Below are 21611 nucleotides of genomic sequence, written 5' to 3' on the forward strand. Positions count from 1 at the left end.
CACTAACCGACAAATGTGTGTGATCGCCGTATGGTGCGTCTCATGAGCGTCACAGCCCGGCCGGTTCCGGACGCACCGAGGAGCGCTCTCGCCGACACCGTGCTGGAGCGGCTCACCGCCGAGTACCCCACCGCGGCCGACCCCGAGCGGGCCGTCGGGCTGCGGGCGTACATGAAGAACGCGGCACCGTTCCTGGGCATGACCTCGCCCGTTCGCCGCTCCCTCTCCCGCACGGTGCTGGCGGGCGTGCCCCGCCCGGACGAGTCGGACTGCGCCGCGGTCGCGCTGCGCTGCTGGCGGCTGCCCGAGCGCGAGTACCACTACTTCGCCGTCGACTACCTGCGCCGGTATGTGACGCACTGCTCGTCCGGATTCCTGCCCGTGGTCCGGCACCTGCTCACCACGGTGCCCTGGTGGGACACCGTCGACCTGCTCGCCGCGCACGTCGTCGGAGGCCTGGTCACCGCCGACCGCGGCCTCGCGGCCGACATGGACGCCTGGATCGGGGACGAGGACCGCTGGCTGGTCCGCACGGCCCTCCTCCACCAGCTGCGCCACAAGGAACGCACCGACACCGACCGGCTCTTCGGCTACTGCCTGCGCCAGTCGGGCCACGGCGACTTCTTCGTCCGCAAGGCCGTCGGCTGGTGCCTGCGCGAGTACGCCAAGACCGACCCGGACGCCGTACGCGCCTTCGTGGCCGGGCACCGGGACCGGCTCGCACCGCTGTCCGTGCGGGAGGCGCTTCGGACCATCGGTCGCTAATACCGGCGGCGCCGCCGGTCGAACTGCCGTTCCCTCAAAAACCATTCGACGTGCGACGACGCGTCGGCAATGATCGGCGTCATGTTCCGGTACGCCTTCCACCTCGCAGCATCCGCGGTCGCGGATGCCCCGAAGGCTGCCGTCGCCCACTTCACCGCCGCAGTCGACGGCGCCCGAAGCTGACCCTCCCCGGATCGTCCGGCGGACCCCGCAGGGGGAGGGTCGGCCGGCCCCAGGGGTCCCCACCACCGCCACGAGGCTTCGAGGTACCGCCATGTCCAAGACGGCGTACGTCCGCACCAAACCGCATCTGAACATCGGCACGATGGGCCATGTCGACCACGGCAAGACCACCCTGACCGCCGCCATCACCAAGGTCCTCGCCGAGCGCGGGGCCGGCAGCACCACCCAATACGTCGCGTTCGACCGCATCGACCGCGCCCCGGAGGAGGCCGCGCGCGGCATCACCATCAACATCGCGCACGTCGAGTACGAGACCGACACCCGGCACTACGCGCACGTCGACATGCCCGGCCACGCCGACTACGTCAAGAACATGGTCACCGGCGCCGCCCAGCTCGACGGGGCGATCCTCGTCGTCTCCGCGCTGGACGGGATCATGCCGCAGACCGCCGAACACGTGCTGCTCGCCCGGCAGGTGGGCGTCGACCACATCGTGGTCGCGCTCAACAAGGCGGACGCGGGTGACGAGGAACTGACCGACCTGGTCGAGCTGGAGGTCCGCGAACTGCTCTCCGCGCACGGCTACGGCGGCGACGCCGCTCCGGTCGTGCGGGTCTCCGGGCTGAAGGCCCTGGAGGGCGACCCGAGGTGGACGGCGTCCGTCGAGGCGCTGCTCGACGCCGTGGACACGTACGTGCCCATGCCCGAGCGGTACCTGGACGCGCCGTTCCTGCTGCCGGTGGAGAACGTGCTCACCATCACCGGCCGCGGCACCGTCGTCACCGGGGCCGTCGAGCGAGGCACCGTGCGCGTCGGCGACCGGGTCGAGGTGCTCGGCGCATCCGTCGAGACGGTCGTCACCGGCCTGGAGACCTTCGGCAAGCCGATGGAGGAGGCGCAGGCCGGGGACAACGTGGCGCTGCTGCTGCGCGGGGTCGCCCGCGACACCGTGCGCCGGGGGCACGTGGTGGCCGCGCCCGGCAGCGTCGTGCCCTCGCGTCGCTTCACGGCGCGGGTGTACGTCCTGTCAACCCGCGAGGGCGGGCGCTCGACGCCCCTCACCACCGGCTACCGGCCGCAGTTCTACATCCGGACCGCGGACGTCGTCGGCGACGTCGACCTCGGCGAAGCGGCCGTGGCCCGGCCCGGCGACACCGTCACCATGACGGTCGAACTGGGGCGGGACGTGCCGCTGGAGACGGGGCTCGGCTTCGCGATCCGCGAGGGCGGCCGCACGGTGGGCGCGGGGACGGTGACCGCGGTGGGGTGAGTGCCCCGCCGGGCACCGGCACAATGGGCAGGTGAACGAAGCCATACCCGTCAGCCGCGCCACCGACCACGGCACCGCCAAGCTCATGCCCGACGTCGACCGGGAACGGGCCTGGCTGCTCACCGTGGACGGGGCGCCGCAGTCGTACGTCGACCTGGACGAGCCGGCGCACCTGGAGTTCGAGTACACGCGCCGGCTCGGCCACGTCCTGGACACGGTCGCCGAGCCGGGGCGCCCGCTGGACGTGGTGCACCTGGGCGGCGGCGCGTTCACCCTGCCCCGGTACCTGGCCGCGACCAGGGCCGGCTCGCGGCAGGACGTCGTGGAGGCCGACCGGGGGCTGCTCGACCTGGTCGCCGAGCACCTGCCGCTGCCGCCGGACGCGGGCATCACCGCCCACGGGGCCGATGCCCGCGCCTGGCTGGCGGCCGCCCCCGCGGACTCGGCCGACGTCCTGGTCGCCGACGTCTTCGGGGGCTCGCGCGTGCCCGCGCACCTGACCTCCGTCGGCTACGTGCGCGAGGCGGCCCGGGTGCTGCGCGCCGACGGGGTGTACGTGGCCAACCTGGCCGACGGGGCGCCGTTCGGGTTCCTGCGCGGCCAACTGGCCGGATTCGCCCTGTTCTTCGAGGAGCTGGCGCTGATCGCGGAACCGGGCGTGCTGCGCGGGCGCCGCTTCGGCAACGCGGTGCTCGTCGCCGCGCACCGGCCTCTGGACACCGCGGCCCTGGCCCGGCGCACCGCCGCCGACGCCTTCCCGGCCAGGGTCGAGCACGGGGCCGCCCTGCGGGACTTCACCGGCGACGCCGGGCCGGTGCGCGACGAGGACGCCGTGCCGTCGCCCGAGCCGCCCGCCGGGGCGTTCGGCATCGGCTGAGCGGCCCCGTCCGGCCCGGCACGCCTACGACTCGGTCGGCGGTTCCTCGGTGAGGCGCACGGTGCTGAGGATCTTCTGGACCGTCGCCTCCGGGATCTCGTCCTTGACGCCCTTGGGACCGTACAGGTTCCAGGTGACGAAATCGCCCGCGCCGTTCTTGAAGGCGAAGGTGATCGCCTTGCCCTCGGTGTCGCACTTCCCCTTCTTGGGCGCGCCCTCCGAGTGCGCAGTGATGACGCTGCCCTTGATGCCGGCCGCGGTCGTGTACGGCTTCGGCTTGCCGTACTTCACGGCCTTCTTGTCCGGCTCGGTGTACCCGCCGTAGATCCACCACGGCACCCGGGTCTCGGCCGCCGTGTCCGTGTCCTTGGCGCCGCTCTCGCCCCGGGTGCCGGCGGTGGCGAGCGAGGTGGTCTCCTTGCGGCCGTCCTTGTTCTCGTCGGCCGTGCACCACTCGGACTTCAGGTAGGCCGGGGCGGTGACGGTGGTGCGCTCGATCTTGCCGTCCTTCTCCTCCCACTCGAAGCCGACGCTGGTGTCGGTGCTCTCGATCTCCCAGTCGGCGGGCACGTCGAACATGGTGCCGAAGCGCGGGTTGGCGACGACCTTCCAGCCGTCGACGGTGGCCTTCGCCCCCTCGCCGCCGCGCGGGTTGTCGTCGGAACCGGACCCGGTCGGGTCGGCGGTGGGGGATTCGGACTTCTTCTCGGTCGGGCTCGCCGACACCTTCTTGTCCTTGCCCGCGTCCGCCTGGTCGTCCTCGTCACCTCCGAGCACCAGGAACCCGGTGACGCCGGCGGCCACCACCACGGCGAGGGACGCGATGATCGCGACCAGCTTCGTCCGGTTCCCGCCACCGCCGCCACCGCCCGCCGACTGCACGGCGGTGGGCGGCTGCGGAGCGCTCCACTGCTGCTGCCCGTACGCGCCGGGCTGCTGCTGGTAGCCGGGCTGCTGGTACGGATTCGGCTGCTGGTACCCCGGCTGCTGGTACGGATTGTTCTCGTTCTGCGGGTTCTGCTCGCCCCCGGGCGGCTGCTGTCCTGGCCACATGAGCAGTCACCCTAATGCCGCCCAGGACACGATTCGGTCACCGGCCCTTGTCAGGGACGTACCGAAACCCCGAAGCCTCAGGATTCCGAAGGGGTGTATTCCCTGACGGTGGCCAGAATCCCGCGGACGGTGGCCTCGGGCACCTCGTCGGCGACGTCCGCGGCGCCGAAGAACGACCAGGAGACGAAGTCGCCGTCGGCGGACTCGAAGGCGAAGGTGGTCGCCTTCCCGTTCACGTCGCACTTGTCCTTCTTCGCCACTCCGGACGACCGTGAGGTGGCCACGCTGCCCTCGATGCCGGAGGCGGTGGTGAAGGACGTCACCGGTCCCGTCGAGACCTTGTCCCGGTCCGGCTGGGTGAAGACTCCGTAGACCCAGGCCGCCGAGTCGTTCCTGGCGATCTCCTCGGTGCTCCGCGCGCCGTTGTTGCCGCGGGTGCCCGCACTGGCCAGGGGCTTGTAGTCGACCGAGCCGTCCCGGTCGCCGTCCGACCCGCACCACTTCTCCTTCAGGACGGCGGGGCCCTTCATGGCGACCAGGGGCTTCTCCTCGGGGTCGTCGTCCTCGGCGACGTAGGTGGTCCAGCCGCGCGACCGGAGTGCCCAGGAGGCCGGCACGTCGAAGGCGAGGCCGTGGTCGGGGTTGGCCACGACGGTCCAGCCCTCGACGGTGGCCTCCGGGGAGTCGTCACCGCCGCGCGGGTCGTCGGCGGGGGAGGAGGCGGACGGGGAGGCGGTGGTCGGGCCGGGCCGGGCTTCCTCGTCCTCACCGCCGCCCAGGAGGACCACCCCGGTCACGGCGGCGGCGACCACGACTACCGCGGCGGCGACGATCGCGACCGTCCTCGTACGGCCGTTGCCGGGTCCCCGTCCTGGCGGTCCGCCGGCCGGCCCGCCGGAGGTGACGGTGGGGACGTTCCAGGGCGCGGGCTGCTGCTGGTAACCGGGCTGCCGGTACGGGTTGGGCTGCCGCGGGTCCGGTCCGCCGGTGGACGACTGCTCTCCTGGCCACATGGGCGCACAGCATACGGCGATCTTGGCCGGTGCCTGGCCCCGGAAGCTACTCATGGGTAACCTACCGCCATGAGCGCAGATCAGATGTCGATCGGCGAGTTGCTCGCCGCCACGGTGCCGATGGTCCGGACCCTGAACCTCGAGTACCGGGAAACCACCCCCGAGAAGGCCGTCCTGGCCCTTCCGGACCAGAGCGAGTACCGCAACCACGTCGGCGGACCGCACGCCGGAGCCATGTTCACGCTGGGCGAGTCGGCCAGTGGCGCGATCGTCCTCGCCGCCTTCGGCGACCAGCTCTCCCGGGCGGTGCCGCTGCCGGTCACCGCGGAGATCGCCTTCAAGAAGATCGCCCTCGGCCCGGTCACCGCCACCGCGACGCTCGGCCGGCCCGCAGCGGAGGTCGTCGCCGAACTGGACGCCGGCAGCCGCCCCGAATTCCCGGTGAGCGTCGCCATCCGGCGCGAGGACGGAGCCGTCACCGGTGAGATGACCGTCATATGGACCCTGCGCCCCAACAGCTGACCTCCGCCGACCCGGTACGCTTCCCGGTGCGCCTCGTTCGAGGCGCACCGGGAAAAGGTGTCCGAAGCGGAGGGTGGGGCGTTGCACGTCCAGGAATGGCTCGACACGGTGCCCGCGGCGGCCGTCTACGCCGTCGTGGCGCTGGTCATCGGTCTGGAGAGCCTCGGCATTCCGTTGCCCGGCGAGATCGTCCTGGTGTCGGCGGCCCTGCTGTCGTCGCAGCACGGCGGGATCGACCCCGTGGTCCTCGGCGCCTGTGCCAGCGCGGGCGCGGTGATCGGCGACTCCATCGGATACGCCATCGGCCGCAAGGGTGGCCGGCCCCTGCTGGCCTGGCTGGGCAGAAAGTTCCCCAAGCACTTCAGCGAGGGGCACGTCGCCACCGCCGAGCGGTCCTTCCAGAAGTGGGGCATGTGGGCCGTGTTCTTCGGCCGCTTCGTCGCCCTGCTGCGCATCTTCGCGGGCCCGCTGGCCGGTGTGCTGCGGATGCCGTACTGGAAGTTCCTGATCGCCAACGTCCTCGGCGGCATCGTCTGGGCGGGTGGTACCACCGCCGTCATCTACTACGTCGGCGTCGTCGCGGAGGACTGGCTCAAGCGCTTCTCGTGGCTGGGCCTGGTCCTGGCCGTCGTGATCGGCGTCGCCTCGATGCTGATCGTCAGGCGCAGGGCGAGCAAGGCCCAGCCGGACCCCGAGCCGGTCGTCGCCGGGGAATGAAACGCGCCCCGATCAAGGGGCGCGGGGAACTGCGCGAGCAACCACGACGAAGCCGCGGCCGGCCGACTACAGAACCTCACCCATCGCATCCCGATGCTGCCCGGCCAGCGCCGCGTACATCGTGCCGTTCAGCGTGACCCCCTGACGCTCCTCCTCCGTCAGCTCCCGCTTCACCTTGGCCGGCACCCCCGCGACCAGTGACCCCGGCGGCACCACCATGCCCTGCGGGACCAGGGCCTGGGCGGCGACCAGTGAACCGGCGCCGATCACCGCGCCGTTGAGCACCGTGGCACCCATGCCGATCAGGCAGTCGTCCTCGACGGTGGCGCCGTGCACCACGGCGTTGTGCCCGATGGAGACCCGCTCGCCGACGGTGACGGGGAAGCCGGGGTCGGCGTGGAGGGTGCAGTTGTCCTGGACGTTGCTGTCCGCGCCGACGGAGATCCGCTCGACGTCGCCGCGCAGCACCGCGCCGTACCAGACGCTCGCCCCCGCGTGCAGGGTCACGTCCCCGACGACCGAGGCCGTCGGCGCCACGAAGGTCCCGGCGTCCACCTTCGGGTCCTTGCCGCCGATGCCCGTGATCAGCGCCTTCTGCGTCATCTTCGCCTCCTGCTCGGGTGTTGTACGGCACCGTACGCCACCCGGTGGGGTGAAGATCACAGCCCGGTTCGGGCCTGGCCGTACCTCGCGCGGACTACCGTGAGCGGGTGCCCCACCGCAAGAACACGTTCTCGTCCTGGCGGAGCCGCCTCGCGCAGCGGGCCGTCCACGCGGGCTGGGCCTGGGTGCAGCGCACCGGTTCCGTCACCGCCGCGCACCCCGGGCGCTTCCGCTTCGGCGCGCTGGGCACGGGCACCCGGCTGGCCTTCCCGCTCGGCACGGTCTTCGGCGAGCCCTGGATCCATGTGGGCGCCCACTGCATCATCGGCGAGCAGGTCACGCTGACCGCCGGGCTGATGCCCGACCTGGACCTGGGTCCGGAGCCGATCCTGCGCATCGGCGACGGAGTCGTCCTCGGCCGGGGCAGCCACGTCATCGCGGACACCACCGTCACCATCGGCGGCGACTGCTACTTCGGCCCGTACGTCTACGTCACCTCCACCAACCACTCCTACGACGACCCCCACCAGCCCATCGGCAAGCAGTGGCCCCGGATGGACCCGGTGGAGATCGGCCCCGGCTGCTGGATCGGCACCGGCGCGGTGATCCTGCCGGGTGCCCGGATCGGGCGGAACGTGGTCGTGGCCGCCGGTGCAGTGGTCCGGGGCGAGGTCCCCGACCACGCCGTGGTGGCGGGCGCCCCCGCCCGCGTCGTACGCCGCTGGACCCCCGCCGAGGGCTGGCAGCCGCCGCTCAGGACGCCGGCCCCGGTGCCGATCCCCGACGGGATCACGCCGGGTCAGCTGCGGGAGTTGTCCGAGCTGGACGACGAGGCGGTGGCCCGTCTCGCCGAGCTGGACGCCCCGGGGGACGCGGCGGGCAGGCTCGCCGAACCGGCCGCGGAGAGCTGAGCGGGAGCCGAGGCGAACGGCACCGCCGGCGCGCCCCGCAGTACAGTTCGGTGGACCTTCGGGTGCAGCGGACCGTGGTCCAGCGAAGTGCACCCTGTCCTGCACGCCGACGCACTAGTTACCGGACGGAACGTGGCGGACCTCGACCTGCTGACCCAGTCCCTCGCGCGCAACGTCAAGCGCTGGCGTACCGAGCGCGGCTTCACCCTGGAGGCGCTGGCGGCGCGTGCCGGTGTCAGCCGCGGCATGCTCATCCAGATCGAACAGGCCCGCACCAACCCCAGCCTCGGCACCGTCGTGAAGATCGGCGACGCGCTCGGCGTCAGCATCACCACCCTGCTCGACTGGGAGCAGGGGCCCACGGTCCGGGTCGTCCCCGCCGAGCAGGCCGTACGCCTCTGGCACACCGACGCCGGCAGCTTCAGCCGGCTCCTCGCCGGAGCGGAGGCGCCCGGGCCGCTGGAGATGTGGGAGTGGCGGCTGATGCCGGGCGAGAGCAGCCCCTCCGACCCGCACCCCACCGGCACGGTCGAGCTGGTGCACGTGACGGCGGGGGAGCTGACCCTCACCGTGGACGGAGCGGCCCACCGCGTCCCGACGGGCGCGAGCGCCTCCTTCGAGTCCGACACCCCGCACACGTACGGCAACGAGGGCGACGCCCCGATGGAGATGATCATGGCGGTCTCGGTGCCGCCCGTCCGCTGAGACGGCCGTTCTCCGCGGCATCGGCAGTTGTTAGCGTGCCGCCATGCACGCACCCATCGGGAACTTCGACCGGGCCACACCCGCCCCGGAATGCCTCGACGAACTGATCCGCCCGGTCGCCGACGCCGTACGCCTGTGGAGCGGCAGCGTCCCCGCCGACCAGATCCTCTACGTCGACACCGAACCGGAATGGGCCGACACCGCCACCTTCGTCGAGCACTACGGCCGTGAGCTGCTCGAACAGTCCGCCAACTGCGTGGTGGTCACCGGCAAGCGGGGCGGCGGCACGACGCCGGCCGCCTGTGTCGTGCTCTCCACCACCCGCGTCGACGTCAACGGCGTCGTACGCCGTCACCTCGGGGCGCGCAAGGCGTCGTTCGCCCCGATGGACGCCGCCACCGGCGAGACCGGCATGGAGTACGGCGGCATCACGCCGGTCGGCCTGCCCGGCGACTGGCCCGTGCTGGTCGACTCGGCCGTCGTCGACCTGCCGTACGTCCTGGTCGGCAGCGGACGCCGGCGCGGCAAGCTGCTCGTGCCGGGCAAGGCGTTCGCCGAGCTGCCCGGCGCCGAGGTGCTGGACGGGCTCGGCACCGCCTGAGCCGTCATGCGGTGGCGTGGTGGGCGATCGCCAGATGCGGATCCGCCTCGCCGGGGGAGGGCGCCGGGTCGGCGTGGACCAGGGCCGCGGTGAGCCGCGGCACGGCGTGCAGCAGGGCGTGCTCGGCCGCCACGGCGATGCGGTGCGCCTCGCGCACGGTCGCCTCGCCGTCCACCACCAGGGCGACCTCGGCGCGCAGCCGGTGCCCGATCCAGCGCAGCCGCAGCTCGCCCACCCCGCGCACGCCCGGGATCTCGCCAAGCACCCGCTCGGCCCGGTCCACCAGTGCCGGGTCGACGGCGTCCATCAGCCGCCGGAACACCTCGCGGGCCGCGTCCCGCAGGACCAGGACGATCGCGGCCGTGATCGCCAGTCCCACGACCGGGTCGGCGAGCTGCCGGCCGAGCGCGGCACCTCCCGCGCCCAGCAGTACCGCCAGTGACGTGTAGCCGTCGGTGCGGGCGTGCAGGCCGTCGGCGACCAGCGCGGCCGAGCCGATCTCCCGGCCCACGCGGATCCGGTGGCGGGCGACCCACTCGTTGCCGGCGAAGCCGACCAGGGCGGCCGCGGCGACCGCCGGGACGTGTGCCATCGGGCGCGGGTCGAGCAGCCGGTCCACCGCCGTCCACGCCGCGAGCACCGCGGACGCGGCGATGGTCAGGACGATCACGACGCCGGCCAGGTCCTCCGCCCGTCCGTAGCCGTACGTGAAGCGCCGGGTGGCGGCGCGCCGGCCCAGGACGAAGGCGATGCCCAGCGGTACGGCGGTCAGCGCGTCCGCGGTGTTGTGCACCGTGTCGCCGAGCAGCGCCACCGAGCCGGAGACCACCACCACGGCCGCCTGCGCGAGCGCCGTCGCGCCCAGCACCGCCAGCGACACCCACAGCGCGCGCAGCCCGCGGGCCGAGGACTCCAGGGCCGAATCCAGCTTGTCGGCGCTCTCGTGCGAATGGGGGGTGAGCCGGTGGGCGAGGCGGTGCGTGACGCGGTGCCACCGGCCGGCGGGGGAGCGGTGGTCGTGGCGGGGTTGACCGTCGTGGTGGTGATGCCGGTGCGGGTCGCTCATGGGTGCCCCTTCCGGTGTTCGGGTGTTCTGGTCTTCCGGCGGCCGGTGTTCCTGTGTGCCGGTGCGGTCGGGGTGGACGCGCGCCGTCCACGACGCCATTATGTGCGTATGAGCGCACGCATGCACCTATCACCTGCGGACGATGCGCACCCGCGCACACCGGGCGAGGAGCAGTTCGCGCTCGCCGCCGAGGTCCTCGCCCTGCTCGGCGACCGCACCCGCCTCACTCTGCTGCACTCCCTGACTGCCGAAGAAGCCGACGTCACCACCCTCACCGAGGCCTGCGGGGCGGCCCGCCCGGCGGTCAGTCAGCACCTGGCCCGGCTGCGGCTCGCGGGGCTGGTGAGCACCCGCAAGGAGGGGCGCCGCGTCGTGTACTCCCTGCGCGACGGACACCTGCGCCGCCTGGTCGACGAGGCGCTGAACGTGGCCGACCACCGGCTCGGCGACCGGCCACTGCACGACTGAGCGGGACCCGGTCCCGTGCGGGCACACGTCCCGCACGCCGAACCGGATCTCCCGCCCCCCACGTCCGCGTACTCGCGGAGCAGGTCCGTCACTGGGAACTGCTCTGAGTGGCCACGACATTGACGCTCCATCAGCTCCGGGAACGGCCGCGGTGGCCTCACTCCGGGAAAAGGCCTGGCGGGTCACGACCGGCGAAGCTATGCTCCCCGCGATGACTACTCCTCCACTCGGCAGATTGGGGGACCCGTCCGCGCAAGGTGAGTGCTGATGGCCACTCACCTCGTGAACGGGGACTCCTGCTCCCGCATTTCCCTCTGGCAGCGCGTGCGCGAGTTCGCCGTGCCGCCCTCCATGATCGAGACCGCGACCACCCGCCGCCGGGCCGGGGACTGGGCGGGCGCGTGCGCCGCCGCGGCCGTCGACGTCGACCTCGACCTGCGTTCCGTGGCGCGCGCCCACGGCCAAGCTCTCGCCTCCCGGCTCCGGGCCGACCTGCGTCACCTCGCTCCCGACCTGCTGCGCTGGCACATGCCGAGAATCGCCCCGGACGGACTGCTCCGCCCGGGCCTCACCCTCACCCTGGCCCGGTACGACACCGACGACCGCGACGGCGCACGTCCGGTGCACCTCGTCGTTCGCACCCCGCCCGCCTGGGCGGACGGCGGTCAGCGCATCAGCCTGGCCCTGTGGGACGGTTCGGGCCCTGGCACCGCACGGCACCCGCACCCCCGGCCCAGCCGGCGCTTCCGGCTCGACCTGCACCGCCACCTGTGGGACGCGCGCAGAACCGGTGAACTGCGCGTCCGCTCGGGTGCCGGCCTGCCGGCGTCGGCCGACGCACCGCCCGAACTCGCGGACGCACTGGGGACGGTGCCGCCGGGACGGCGCTGCGCCGCCGGCCGGTGGGCGGCCGAGGCGCGGATGCTGCTCCGGGCCGAGGACACCGGTTCCACGACGGTCGTCGTGCGGGTCGGGGCCGGACGGAGGCTTGCCCTGGAGACGGGCGCCGACGAACGCGACGTGTCCGCGCCACCGCGGGTGGCCGCGCTGCCCACGGGCGGAGTCCCGTCCGCGCTGCCGGTGCTCCCCGACGCTGCCACCTGGGTGCTGCCCGACCTGGAGCTGATCCGCGCCGGAGCGATCGATGCGGGCCGGCTGCATCCGCTGGTCGCCCCGGCACTGTCACCGGGCCCGGCTCCGGCACCGGCCGCCCCGCCCCGGGCCTGGGACCCGGCTGCGGGCCCGCGGATCGTGGACTGCCGGGGAGCCCGGCACCGGATCGGTCTCGTCGACGGAGCCCTCGCGGCCCTGGACCACGATCCGGCCGAGACCCGCCGCGAGGAACTTCTCGCCGCGCTGACCGGTACGCCGCTGCCCTGCTTCCAGGCCGTCGACGAGGCACACCGGCGTCCGGAGTGCCTCCCCGACATCCGCGAACGCCTCAACCACGGGGACACCGCCGGTGCCCTCGCCGTCGTCGAAGCCTGCTGGGCCCCGCCGCACGCCTGCGCGACGGCGCCCTGCGGGACGACCTGGAGGCCGCCGCGCGGCGGCGGATCGCCCACGGCATGTTCCGCGCGGGCCTGGACGAGCCCACCGCGAGACGCGTCCGCCCGGACCGGAACCGGCCACGGGAGGGCCGCTCCCGCCCGCGTCACGCGACCTTCGACTGACCCGGGGCCCGCGGACGTCTTCGCCGGACATCTCCGCGCCGCACCCCGCCCACGACTGACACCATGGTGATGAAAAAAGATGACATGTGACCCCACCGCGCCCTCGCAGCTCGACGTGGCCGGTGAACTCCTGACCCTCCTGCGCGCCACGACCACCGAACCGCGGCCCGACACCCAACTGGAGGCCCTCACCCTGGCCGTGACCGCCGACCTCCCCGTGCTGCTGTGGGGAGAGCCCGGGATCGGCAAGACCGCGGCGCTCACACAGCTCGCCGCCGCCCTGGGCCTCCCGCTGACCACGGTGATCGCCAGCGTGCACGAGCCGTCCGACTTCTCCGGGCTGCCCGTCGTCGGCGACGACCCGGCCGAACAGGGCGTTCCGATGGCCCCGCCGGACTGGGCCGTGCGCCTGGTGCGGGCGGGCCGGGGACTGCTGTTCCTCGACGAACTGTCCACCGCGCCGCCCGCCGTGCAGGCCGCACTCCTCCGCCTCGTCCTCGAACGGCGGATCGGCGCGCTGCGCCTGCCGCCCGGAGTAAGGATCGTGGCCGCCGCCAACCCGCGGTCCTCGGCGGCCGACGGCTGGGAGCTGAGCCCGCCCCTGGCCAACCGGTTCGTCCATCTCCAGTGGACCCACGACCAGGACGTCGTCGTACGCGGCCTCGGCGGAACCTGGCCCCGGGCGACGCTGCCGAGCCTCGACCCGGCAGGGCTGGAGAAGGCGGTGCGGTACGCGCGCCGCGCGGTGTGCGAGTTCCTCACCGCCCGCCCCGGGCTCGTCCACCGGCTGCCCGGCGGCGAGACACGCCGGGGCGGCGCCTGGCCGTCGCCCCGTAGCTGGGAGATGACCCTGTGCCTGATCGCCTTCGCGACTGCGGCCGGCTCCTCCAGGGAGGTGCTCTCCCTGCTGGTGCGGGGGACCGTCGGGGACGGCCCCGGCCTCGAACTCATGGCGGGCCTGGACCGGATGGACCTCCCGGACCCCGAGACGCTGCTCGCCGACCCGATGGGTGCGGTGCTGCCCGAACGGGGAGACCTGCGTCAGGCCGTGCTGGACGGGGTGGTGGCCGCCGTACGCAAGCGGCCGGACAAGTCCCGGTGGGACGCGGCGTGGGCGCTGCTGGCCCGGGCGACGGAGACCGGCGCGCCGGACGTCGTGGTCGTCCCGGCGACGACACTCGCGACGCTGCGGCAGCAGGACTGGGACGTCCCCGTCTCGATCGAGCGGCTGGCCGGAGCCATGACCCTGTCCCGCCGCGCGGACCGAGCGGCCGACCGGGCGGCCGCACGCGTCGCGGGAACGGCGAAGGCGGGCCGATGAAGCCGATGAAGCCGGGGAGGCCGTGGGGACCGAGGACGTCCAGGGACCCGGGGAAGCCGAGGAACCCGGGGCGCCCGGCCGGGGCGGCGCCGCCTCCGGGTGTGCCGGGACCGGACGGGGCGTACGGCGGTGCGTCCGGCTCGGCCGGAGCGGGCGTCGGCGCGCCGGACGGGGGTGGGGCCGGCGGCGGGTCGAGCGCGGTTCGGCCGGCGACGGCCGGATCCGGCGCGGCCGAGCCGGGCCCGCCGGCGCCGAGCGGGACCGCCTCGGGGGTTTCGGCGTCCGGCACGGAGACGGCCGGGCCGGGCCGGGTGAAGGCGGACCTCGACAAGCTCTTCGCCGCCCGGTTGCAGGCCGCCCGGGCCCGGCCCTACCTGGCGACGGCGCTGTTCGCCCTGCACGTCGTCCCGTCGCGCAGGGTGCCGACGATGGCCGTCGACCGGCACTGGCGGTGCTACGTCTCGCCCGTTTTCGTGGACCGTACGCCCGTGGAGGAGCTGGCCGGCGTCTGGGTGCACGAGGTCTCGCACCTGCTGCGCGACCACCACGGGCGCAGTGACCGGGTGGCGCGCGAGCGCGGGCTGACCGGCCCGGCGGAACGGCTGCGGATGAACATCGCCGCGGACTGCGAGATCAACGACGACGTGTTCGGCGACGGGCTGGTCCGCCCCGAGGGCGCGGTCGATCCGAGATTCCTGCAACTGCCCGAAGGGCAGCTCATGGAGGACTACCTGCGCCAGTTCCGGCTGGGGCGGCTCACCGAGAGCCTGGCCTGGCTGGACTGCGGCAGCGGCGCCGACGGACTCGACCGGGAGTGGGACCTGGGGCCCGACGGCGCGGACGGACTCAGCGAGCAGGAACGCGACGCCGTGCGCTTCCGGGTGGCACGGGGCATCAGCGCCCGCCCGGGAAAGGCCCCCGAGGGCTGGCGCCGGTGGGCCGAGCAGGTGTTCCATCCACCGCAGCCCTGGCGCGAGTTGCTGGGTGCGGCGGTCCGCTCGGCCACCTCGTCGGGCGGCGCGGGCGAGGACTACACGTACGGCAGGCCGTCGCGCCGCTCGGCCGGAACACCCGGCGTGGTGCTGCCCAGCCTGCGGCGCAGACCGCCCCGGGTCGCCGTGGTCATCGACACCTCGGGATCGGTCAGCGACGCCGAACTGGGCAGCGCGCTCCTGGAGGTCGCCGCGATCGCCCGCGCCGTCGGCGGCCGACGCGACCTGGTCACCGTGGTGCCGTGCGACGCGGCGGCCCGGGTCACACACTCCCTGTGCCGGGCCGAGGGCATTGCGCTGGTGGGCGGCGGCGGTACGGACCTGCGTACCGGCTTCGCGAAGGCACTCCGCTCACGGCCCGCGCCGGACGCCGTCGTGGTGCTGACCGACGGCCAGACACCCTGGCCGGACACGCGGCCCGCGTGCCGGACGGTGGTGGGCCTGTTCCCCCGGGAACGGAGCGGTGCCTACGACGAGGACGACCCCGACTACGTTCCCGACGCACCGCCCGACTGGGCCCGCGTGGTGCTCATCGAGTCCGGACCGGGCGGTTGAGCCGGGGCGCGGCCGGTACCGGCACGGTCAGCCGAGCCGCGGAATCTCGATCGCCGGGCAGCGGTCCATCACCATCTCCAGGCCCGCGGCCCGGGTCCGCTCGTACGCCGCCTCGTCGACCACGCCGAGCTGGAACCAGACCGCACCGGCACCCTTGGCGACCGCCTCGTCGGCGACCGGGCCGGCCAGGTCGCTGTTGACGAAGACGTCGACGACGTCCACGTCGAACGGGATGTCCGCCAGCGAGGCGTACCCCTGCTCGCCGTGCACCGTCTCCGCCTTCGGATGTACGGGCACGACGCGCTTGCCGAAGCGCCGCAGCACCTCGGCGACGCCGTACGCCGCGCGCTGCCGGTTGGACGACAGACCCACCACGGCCCAGGTGTCGCCCAGCTCGGTGAGGATCTTGCGGACGGTTGCCTCGTCGCCGTACACCGGCGGCCTCCTCGTGCTCCCGGGCGGCCCGCGGGTCGCGCCGCCCGGTCGGGACAACGGACGGCGGCGCGCCGGGATTCCCGGTGCGCCGGGAGCGATGCCCCGAGCGCGCCCCTGTGCGTCGTCGAGCCACGCCGCCTACGCTCGCCTCGTGCTGCGCATCATCGACGCCCGGACCGGAGAACCCGCCCCCGCCGCCCGACGGGCCCCGACGCGGGTCGAGGCGCACGCGCCGGGGTGCGACGCCACCGCCCTGCGGGTCGTGCTCGTCGCGGACCTCCTGGTGCGCGTCCTGGAACTCGACGGCACCCCGGCGTGGGGCGTGCTCACGGGGGCGGAGAAGGGGGGACGGCTGCGGAAGGACGCCGCCGCCCTCGGCATCCGGCCCTTCGAGGACGGCGACGCCCACGGAGCGGGCACCGGGCAGAGCGTCCGCGTCGTGGGCGAGGGCGGGAGCGGGGAAGCAGCCCCGGACGCGGCGATCGTCTCCGTCGCCCCCGTGCGCCCGGCCGTCTCCGACCTCACCGACCCCGACGCCGTACGCCTCGCCCTGCTGGAACGGCACCACCACGCGCGCGTGGGGCTCGACGCCGCAGCGCTGGACGAGGCCCGGGGCACCCTCGCCCGGTGGCGCCGGTCGGTCGCCGACTGGGCCCGGCACCCCTCGCGTCCGGTCCCGGGCGAGGTGAGGGACCGGCTGCGGGCCGCGTGGGAGGACGACCTGGACGCCCCTGCGGTACTGGGCGTCCTGCGCCAGGTGGAGACCGCCCCGGACCTCGCTGACGGAGCCCGGTTCGAGATCTGCGCGTACGCCGACCGGTTCCTCGGCCTCCAGCTCACCCGGGACGTCGGCACCGCGTACTGACCGCGGCTCCGCCCGGCCGGGACGACCGGCCCGAAGGACGCGGCACGCCGAGCGCATAGGCTGGCCTGATGCAGGACGAGTACCGCACGGTCGCCCGCGCGGGTGTGCACGAAACCGAGATCAACCGCTCGCGCTTCCTGTGCGCCCTCGCCCCGGCCGCCACCGAACAGGACGCCCAGGCGTTCGTCGCCGGCGTGCGCAAGGAGCACGCGGACGCCAGCCACAACTGCTGGGCGTACGTCATCGGCGCGGACGCCGCCGTCCAGAAGGCGAGCGACGACGGCGAACCGGGCGGCACCGCCGGCGTCCCGATGCTCCAGATGCTGCTGCGCCGCGACATGCGGTACGTCGTCGCCGTCGTCACCCGCTACTACGGCGGCGTCAAGCTCGGCGCGGGCGGACTCATCCGCGCCTACGGCGGCGCGGTCGGCGAAGCCCTGGACGACCTCGGCACCCTCACTCGCCGACGGTTCCGCCTGGCCACGGTGACCGTCGACCACCAGCGGGCCGGCAGGCTCCAGAACGACCTGCGTACCGCGGGCCGCGCGGTACGCGACGTGCGGTACGGCGAGGCCGTCACCATCGAGGTCGGCCTGCCGGAGGCCGACGTGGACACCTTCCGCTCCTGGCTCGCGGACGCCACCGCGGGATCGGCCGGCCTCGAACTGGGCGGAGAGGCGTACGGGGACGCATAGGCAAGGCGCAGACAAGGCGGACAATGGCAGACAAAGCGGGCAAAAGGGGCGTAACTACCCTTGACGGCGCCGCGGTCCAGGGCGAAACGGGAGTTACCGCCAGGACTGTCGGACCCTCCCGTTAGTCTCGGGGACCATGCGACTGCTGCACACTTCCGACTGGCACCTCGGCCGGGCGTTCCACCGGGTGAACATGCTCGGCGCCCAGGCCGGGTTCATCGGTCACCTCGTCGAGACCGTGCGCGAGCACGCCGTCGACGCCGTGGTCGTGTCGGGAGACGTGTACGACCGGGCGGTGGCGCCGCTCGCCGCCGTCGAGCTGTTCGACGAAGCCCTGCACCGCCTCGCCGACCTCGGCGTGCCGACGGTGATGATCTCCGGCAACCACGACTCGGCCCGCCGTCTCGGGGTCGGTGCCGGGCTCATCGACCGGGCCGGCATCCACCTGCGCACCGACCCGGCGGGCTGCGGCACCCCCGTCGTGCTGGCCGACGCCCACGGGGACGTGGCCTTCTACGGGCTGCCGTATCTCGAACCGGCTCTCGTGAAGACCGAGTTCGGTGTCGACAAGGCGGGCCACGAGGCCGTGCTCGCCGCCGCCATGGACCGGGTGCGCGCCGACCTCGCCGCACGCGCGCGGGGCACCCGTTCCGTCGTGCTCGCACACGCCTTCGTCACCGGCGGCGAGCAGAGCGACAGTGAGCGGGACATCACCGTCGGCGGAGTCGCCGCCGTGCCCTGCGGTGTCTTCGACGGCGTGGACTACGTCGCACTGGGGCACCTGCACGGCTGCCAGACCCTCACCGAGCGAGTCCGCTACTCCGGCTCCCCGCTGCCGTACTCCTTCTCCGAGCACCGGCACCGCAAGAGCATGTGGCTCGTCGATCTCGACGCCGGCGGGTCGGTCACCGCCGAGCGCCTCGACTGCCCGGTGCCGCGCTCGCTGGCCCGGCTGCGCGGGACGCTGGCGGACCTGCTCGCCGACCCGGAGCTGACCGAGCACGAGGACGCGTGGGTCGAGGCGACCCTCACCGACCCGGTCCGCCCCGACGAGCCCATGGCCCGGCTCACGGAGCGGTTCCCGCACACGCTCAGCCTCGTCTTCGACCCCGAGCGGGCACCCGACGAGCCGGGCGTGTCCTACGCCCGGCGGCTCGCGGACCGCAGCGACGAGCAGATCGCGGAGGACTTCGTGGCCCACGTGCGCGGCGCCGGGCCCGACGACCACGAACAGGGCGTGCTGCGGGACGCCTTCGACGCGGTGCGCGCGGACGACACCGTGCGGGAGGTGGCCCGGTGAGGCTGCACCGGCTGGACATCACCGCCTTCGGCCCCTTCGGCGCCTCCCAGAGCGTGGACTTCGACGAGCTCTCCGCCGCCGGGCTGTTCCTGCTGCACGGCCCCACCGGCGCGGGCAAGACCTCCGTACTCGACGCCGTCTGCTACGCCCTGTACGGCTCGGTGCCGGGCGCCCGGCAGAGCGGCAGCGGTCAGGGCATGACGCTGCGCAGCGATCACGCGGCCGTCGGCACCCGCACCGAGGTGTGCCTCGAACTGACCGTCGCGGGACGCCGGCTGGAGATCACCCGGCAACCGCCCTGGGAACGCCCCAAGCTCCGCGGCAAGGGCACGACCGTCGACAAGGCGCAGACCTGGCTGCGCGAGTACGACGCGAAGACCCGGGTCTGGAAGGACCTCAGCCGGTCCCACCAGGAGATCGGCGAGGAGGTCACGCAGCTGCTCGGCATGAGCCGCGAGCAGTTCTGCCAGGTCGTGCTGCTGCCCCAGGGCGACTTCGCGCGCTTTCTGCGTGCCGACGCGGAGGCACGCGGCAAGCTGCTCGGGCGGCTCTTCGACACCCGGCGGTTCGCCGAGGTCGAGAAGCACCTCGCCGAACGGCGCCGGACGACGGAGGCCCGGGTACGCGAAGGGGACGCCGCGCTGCTGGCCGACGCGCACCGGATGCAGCAGGCCGCGGGCAGCGCCATGGAACTGCCCGAGCTGGCGCCGGGCGAGCCGGGCCTGGCCGACGCGGTCCTGCGTGCCGCAGCCGTCGCCCGCGGCACCGCACGCGAGCTGCTCGCGGTCGCCGACTGCCGGCTCGCGGCCACCGAGTCCGCCCAGGCCGCCGCCGAACGCCACCTGGCCGACACCCGCGAACTCGACCGGCTGCAACGCCGGTTCGCCGAGGCACGGGAGCGTGCCGCCCGGCTGGCGGAGCGGGCCGACGCCCACCGCGCCGCGAAGGAGCGCATGGAGCGAGGCCGCAAGGCCGAGGCGGTGGCACCCGCGCTGGAACTGCGGGAGGCCGCCGACACGGAACACCGGAGGGCGGCCGCCGCGGAAGCACGCGCCCGTGGCCAGCTGCCGCAGGCGCTCGCCGGCGCGGGTGCGGCCGGGCTCGCCGCCGCCGCACGCCGGGCCACGGAGGAACTGGGCGGCCTCGAGTCGGCCCGCCGCGCCGAACGACGCCTCACCGAACTGGTCGAGGAGCGGGCCGGCCTCGACCGCCAGGAACGCGCCGACGACGACGTCCGGCAGGAGGCGGAGACCTGGCTCGCCGACTGGGAGACCACCCGCGCCGCACTCCAGGGCCGCGTCGACTCCGCGCAGGAGGCCGCGACCCGCGCCGAACAGCTCGCCGTACAACGCGACCCGGCACGGCGGCGGCTCGACGCCGCCCGGCAGCGTGACCGGCTCACCGACGACACGGGAGCGGCGCGGCGGCAGGCGCTCGCCTCGGCCGAACAGGCCGTCGAGGCCCGCGCCCACTGGCTGGACCTCAAGGAACAGCGCCTGCACGGCATCGCCGCCGAACTCGCCGCGAGCCTCACCGACGGCGCACCCTGCGCGGTGTGCGGCGCCACCGAGCACCCCGCCCCGGCGCGCAAGAGCGCCGGCCATGTCGACCGCGAGGCGGAGGAGCGCGCCCTCGCCGCCTACCAGGCCGCCGACGAGCGGCGCGCGGACGCCGAACGGCACCTGGGCACCCTACGGGAGGCACTGGCCGCCGCGGCGGCGGAAGCCGGCGACGCGTCCACGGCCCGGCTGGCCGAGGAGGCCGGGGAGATCGAGGGGGAGTTCACACGGGCGCGGGCGGTGGCCTCCGGGCTGCACGCCGCGCAGGAGGAGCTGCGGCGGGCGGAGCACGAACGCGAGGAGCGCGTCGCCGCCCAGCAGCAGGCCGCCGTCCGGTCCGCCTCTCGGGTCGCGGGACGCGAGCGGCTGGAGCGCGAACAGATCGCGCTGGAGGAGGAGTTGACGCGGGCTTGCGGCGCCGCCGCGAGCGTGGCGGAGCGGGCGGCGCAGCTGGAGCGACAGGCCGCGCGGCTCACGGAGGCCGCGGACGCCGCCCGCGTCGCCGCGGACGCCGCCCAGCGGCTCAAGGACGCCGACGCCCGGCTCGCCGACGCCGCCTTCCGGGCCGGCTTCGACACCCCCGGGGACGCGGCCGCCGCCCTGCTCGACGACACCGCCCACCGTGAGCTGCAACGACGGCTCGACGCCTGGCAGTCGGAGGACACCGCCGTCCGCTCGGTCCTCGCCGAGGCCGACACCGCCGACGCCGCCCGGCGACCGCCCGCCGGCCTCGCCGAGGCGGAACGGGCGGCCGCCGAGACGGGCCGGTGGCTGCGCGAGGCGTCCTCGGCCCGCGACGCCGCCGCCCGGTGCTGCGCAGAGCTGGACCGGCTGTCCGCGCAGGCCACCACCTCCGTGCGCCGGCTCGCCCCGCTGCGCGAGGAGCACACCCGGGTCGCCCGGCTCGCCTCCCTCGCCGCGGGCACCTCCGCGGACAACGAACGCCGGATGCGCCTGGAGGCGTACGTCCTGGCCGCCCGGCTCGAGCAGGTCGCCGCCGCCGCCACCGCCCGGCTGCTGCGCATGTCCTCCGGCCGCTACACCCTCGTCCACTCCGACGACCGCGCCGGCCGCGGACGCAGCGGCCTGGGGCTGCACGTCGTCGACGCCTGGACCGGCCGCGAGCGCGACGCCGCCACGCTGTCCGGCGGCGAGACTTTCTTCGCCTCGCTCGCCCTCGCGCTCGGCCTCGCCGACGTCGTCACCGACGAGGCGGGCGGTGTCCGCCTGGACACCCTCTTCATCGACGAGGGTTTCGGCAGCCTCGACGACCAGACCCTCGACGAGGTCCTCGACGTCCTCGACGCGCTGCGCGAGCGGGACCGCAGCGTCGGCATCGTCAGCCACGTCGCCGACCTGAGGCGCCGCATCCACGCACAGCTCGAGGTCGTGAAGGGGCGTTCGGGGTCGGTGCTGCGGCAGCGCGGCGCCGACTGAGCGCCCCCGTCCCCGTCGGCACGCG

Annotated in this window: 20 protein-coding genes and 1 pseudogene; 16 read left to right on the plus strand and 5 right to left on the minus strand. The window is 74.3% G+C overall.

Annotation, left to right across the window (positions count from 1 at the left end; all coding sequences use genetic code 11):
- Positions 1 to 42 precede the first annotated feature (42 nt).
- From ACIQFU_RS14485 to ACIQFU_RS14495, 3 genes are all read left to right on the plus strand, one after another.
- Positions 43 to 765: a DNA alkylation repair protein gene (locus ACIQFU_RS14485; protein ID WP_402551489.1), complete on the plus strand. Its 723-nt coding sequence runs from the start codon at positions 43 to 45 to the stop codon at positions 763 to 765.
- Between the two features lie 274 nt (positions 766 to 1039).
- Positions 1040 to 2218 (plus strand): elongation factor Tu, encoded by a 1179-nt coding sequence (gene tuf / locus ACIQFU_RS14490; protein ID WP_402551490.1) that lies wholly within the window; start codon positions 1040 to 1042, stop codon positions 2216 to 2218.
- Between the two features lie 31 nt (positions 2219 to 2249).
- Positions 2250 to 3095, plus strand: a complete 846-nt coding sequence (locus tag ACIQFU_RS14495) for a spermidine synthase (RefSeq protein WP_402551492.1) — start codon at positions 2250 to 2252, stop codon at positions 3093 to 3095.
- A 24-nt stretch (positions 3096 to 3119) separates the two neighbouring features.
- On the opposite strand, the gene ACIQFU_RS14500 is transcribed toward ACIQFU_RS14495, so the two are convergent.
- Positions 3120 to 4148 (minus strand): hypothetical protein, encoded by a 1029-nt coding sequence (locus ACIQFU_RS14500; RefSeq protein WP_402551493.1) that lies wholly within the window; start codon positions 4146 to 4148, stop codon positions 3120 to 3122.
- Between the two features lie 77 nt (positions 4149 to 4225).
- Positions 4226 to 5161: a hypothetical protein gene (locus tag ACIQFU_RS14505; RefSeq protein ID WP_402551916.1), complete on the minus strand. Its 936-nt coding sequence runs from the start codon at positions 5159 to 5161 to the stop codon at positions 4226 to 4228.
- Positions 5162 to 5245: 84 nt separating this feature from the next.
- Between ACIQFU_RS14505 and ACIQFU_RS14510 the strand changes: the two genes are divergently transcribed.
- Together ACIQFU_RS14510 and ACIQFU_RS14515 are read left to right on the plus strand one after the other, a co-directional pair.
- Positions 5246 to 5683 carry a DUF4442 domain-containing protein gene (locus tag ACIQFU_RS14510; protein WP_402551918.1) on the plus strand — a complete coding sequence of 146 codons (438 nt, stop codon included), beginning with the start codon at positions 5246 to 5248 and terminating at the stop codon, positions 5681 to 5683.
- An 81-nt stretch (positions 5684 to 5764) separates the two neighbouring features.
- Positions 5765 to 6400: a DedA family protein gene (locus ACIQFU_RS14515; protein WP_402551494.1), complete on the plus strand. Its 636-nt coding sequence runs from the start codon at positions 5765 to 5767 to the stop codon at positions 6398 to 6400.
- A 66-nt stretch (positions 6401 to 6466) separates the two neighbouring features.
- Here ACIQFU_RS14515 and ACIQFU_RS14520 read toward each other — a convergent pair whose 3' ends face one another.
- Positions 6467 to 7003, minus strand: a complete 537-nt coding sequence (locus ACIQFU_RS14520) for a gamma carbonic anhydrase family protein (protein ID WP_402551495.1) — start codon at positions 7001 to 7003, stop codon at positions 6467 to 6469.
- 107 nt (positions 7004 to 7110) lie between these two features.
- Between ACIQFU_RS14520 and ACIQFU_RS14525 the strand changes: the two genes are divergently transcribed.
- The 3 genes from ACIQFU_RS14525 (at position 7111) to ACIQFU_RS14535 (ending at position 9220) form a co-directional block, all read left to right on the plus strand.
- Positions 7111 to 7914: an acyltransferase gene (locus ACIQFU_RS14525; protein ID WP_402551497.1), complete on the plus strand. Its 804-nt coding sequence runs from the start codon at positions 7111 to 7113 to the stop codon at positions 7912 to 7914.
- A gap of 132 nt (positions 7915 to 8046) precedes the next feature.
- The gene (locus ACIQFU_RS14530; RefSeq protein ID WP_402551498.1) at positions 8047 to 8619 is read left to right on the plus strand and encodes a helix-turn-helix domain-containing protein; all 573 of its coding nucleotides are present in this window, start codon (positions 8047 to 8049) and stop codon (positions 8617 to 8619) included.
- 43 nt (positions 8620 to 8662) lie between these two features.
- Positions 8663 to 9220, plus strand: coding sequence for a YbaK/EbsC family protein (locus tag ACIQFU_RS14535; protein ID WP_402551500.1), 558 nt, complete (start codon positions 8663 to 8665; stop codon positions 9218 to 9220).
- A 4-nt stretch (positions 9221 to 9224) separates the two neighbouring features.
- Here ACIQFU_RS14535 and ACIQFU_RS14540 read toward each other — a convergent pair whose 3' ends face one another.
- Positions 9225 to 10286 (minus strand): cation diffusion facilitator family transporter, encoded by a 1062-nt coding sequence (locus tag ACIQFU_RS14540; RefSeq protein ID WP_402551502.1) that lies wholly within the window; start codon positions 10284 to 10286, stop codon positions 9225 to 9227.
- Between the two features lie 108 nt (positions 10287 to 10394).
- On the opposite strand from ACIQFU_RS14540, the gene ACIQFU_RS14545 reads away from it, so the two are divergent.
- From ACIQFU_RS14545 to ACIQFU_RS14560, 4 genes and pseudogenes are all read left to right on the plus strand, one after another.
- A complete protein-coding gene (locus ACIQFU_RS14545; RefSeq protein WP_402551504.1) occupies positions 10395 to 10754 on the plus strand; it encodes an ArsR/SmtB family transcription factor in 360 nt (119 codons plus the stop codon).
- A gap of 267 nt (positions 10755 to 11021) precedes the next feature.
- A pseudogene (locus ACIQFU_RS14550) lies at positions 11022 to 12427 on the plus strand (hypothetical protein).
- 79 nt (positions 12428 to 12506) lie between these two features.
- Complete coding sequence (locus ACIQFU_RS14555) at positions 12507 to 13748, plus strand: AAA family ATPase (protein ID WP_402551506.1); 1242 nt, start codon at positions 12507 to 12509, stop codon at positions 13746 to 13748.
- Positions 13749 to 14059: 311 nt separating this feature from the next.
- Positions 14060 to 15295: a VWA-like domain-containing protein gene (locus ACIQFU_RS14560; protein ID WP_402551920.1), complete on the plus strand. Its 1236-nt coding sequence runs from the start codon at positions 14060 to 14062 to the stop codon at positions 15293 to 15295.
- A gap of 27 nt (positions 15296 to 15322) precedes the next feature.
- Here ACIQFU_RS14560 and ACIQFU_RS14565 read toward each other — a convergent pair whose 3' ends face one another.
- Entirely contained in the window at positions 15323 to 15730 is a 408-nt protein-coding gene (locus tag ACIQFU_RS14565; RefSeq protein ID WP_402551507.1) for a CoA-binding protein, read from the minus strand.
- Positions 15731 to 15881: 151 nt separating this feature from the next.
- Between ACIQFU_RS14565 and ACIQFU_RS14570 the strand changes: the two genes are divergently transcribed.
- From ACIQFU_RS14570 to ACIQFU_RS14585, 4 genes are all read left to right on the plus strand, one after another.
- On the plus strand, positions 15882 to 16595 hold the full coding sequence (locus tag ACIQFU_RS14570) for a hypothetical protein (RefSeq protein WP_402551508.1): 714 nt from the start codon (positions 15882 to 15884) through the stop codon (positions 16593 to 16595).
- A 68-nt stretch (positions 16596 to 16663) separates the two neighbouring features.
- Positions 16664 to 17290 (plus strand): YigZ family protein, encoded by a 627-nt coding sequence (locus ACIQFU_RS14575; RefSeq protein ID WP_402551510.1) that lies wholly within the window; start codon positions 16664 to 16666, stop codon positions 17288 to 17290.
- Positions 17291 to 17426: 136 nt separating this feature from the next.
- Positions 17427 to 18590, plus strand: coding sequence for an exonuclease SbcCD subunit D (locus tag ACIQFU_RS14580; RefSeq protein ID WP_402551512.1), 1164 nt, complete (start codon positions 17427 to 17429; stop codon positions 18588 to 18590).
- A complete protein-coding gene (locus ACIQFU_RS14585) occupies positions 18587 to 21586 on the plus strand; it encodes an AAA family ATPase (RefSeq protein WP_402551513.1) in 3000 nt (999 codons plus the stop codon). Before ACIQFU_RS14580 ends, ACIQFU_RS14585 begins: the two co-directional genes overlap by 4 nt.
- The last annotated feature ends 25 nt before the right edge of the window (positions 21587 to 21611 follow it).

Origin of the sequence: Streptomyces sp. NPDC093065, assembly GCF_044754585.1 — a bacterium.
In the GTDB taxonomy this organism is placed as follows: Bacteria; Actinomycetota; Actinomycetes; order Streptomycetales; family Streptomycetaceae; genus Streptomyces.

Excerpts from the sequence above, each read along its gene's own strand:
- ACIQFU_RS14520 (WP_402551495.1), bottom strand. The coding sequence starts at position 7,003 with ATGACGCAGAAGGCGCTGATCACGGGCATCGGCGGCAAGGACCCGAAG.
- ACIQFU_RS14505 (WP_402551916.1), bottom strand. The coding sequence starts at position 5,161 with ATGTGGCCAGGAGAGCAGTCGTCCACCGGCGGACCGGACCCGCGGCAG.
- ACIQFU_RS14545 (WP_402551504.1), top strand. The coding sequence starts at position 10,395 with ATGAGCGCACGCATGCACCTATCACCTGCGGACGATGCGCACCCGCGC.
- ACIQFU_RS14485 (WP_402551489.1), top strand. The coding sequence starts at position 43 with ATGAGCGTCACAGCCCGGCCGGTTCCGGACGCACCGAGGAGCGCTCTC.
- tuf (WP_402551490.1), top strand. The coding sequence starts at position 1,040 with ATGTCCAAGACGGCGTACGTCCGCACCAAACCGCATCTGAACATCGGC.
- ACIQFU_RS14535 (WP_402551500.1), top strand. The coding sequence starts at position 8,663 with ATGCACGCACCCATCGGGAACTTCGACCGGGCCACACCCGCCCCGGAA.
- ACIQFU_RS14555 (WP_402551506.1), top strand. The coding sequence starts at position 12,507 with ATGACATGTGACCCCACCGCGCCCTCGCAGCTCGACGTGGCCGGTGAA.
- ACIQFU_RS14575 (WP_402551510.1), top strand. The coding sequence starts at position 16,664 with ATGCAGGACGAGTACCGCACGGTCGCCCGCGCGGGTGTGCACGAAACC.
- ACIQFU_RS14510 (WP_402551918.1), top strand. The coding sequence starts at position 5,246 with ATGTCGATCGGCGAGTTGCTCGCCGCCACGGTGCCGATGGTCCGGACC.
- ACIQFU_RS14580 (WP_402551512.1), top strand. The coding sequence starts at position 17,427 with ATGCGACTGCTGCACACTTCCGACTGGCACCTCGGCCGGGCGTTCCAC.
- ACIQFU_RS14500 (WP_402551493.1), bottom strand. The coding sequence starts at position 4,148 with ATGTGGCCAGGACAGCAGCCGCCCGGGGGCGAGCAGAACCCGCAGAAC.
- ACIQFU_RS14540 (WP_402551502.1), bottom strand. The coding sequence starts at position 10,286 with ATGAGCGACCCGCACCGGCATCACCACCACGACGGTCAACCCCGCCAC.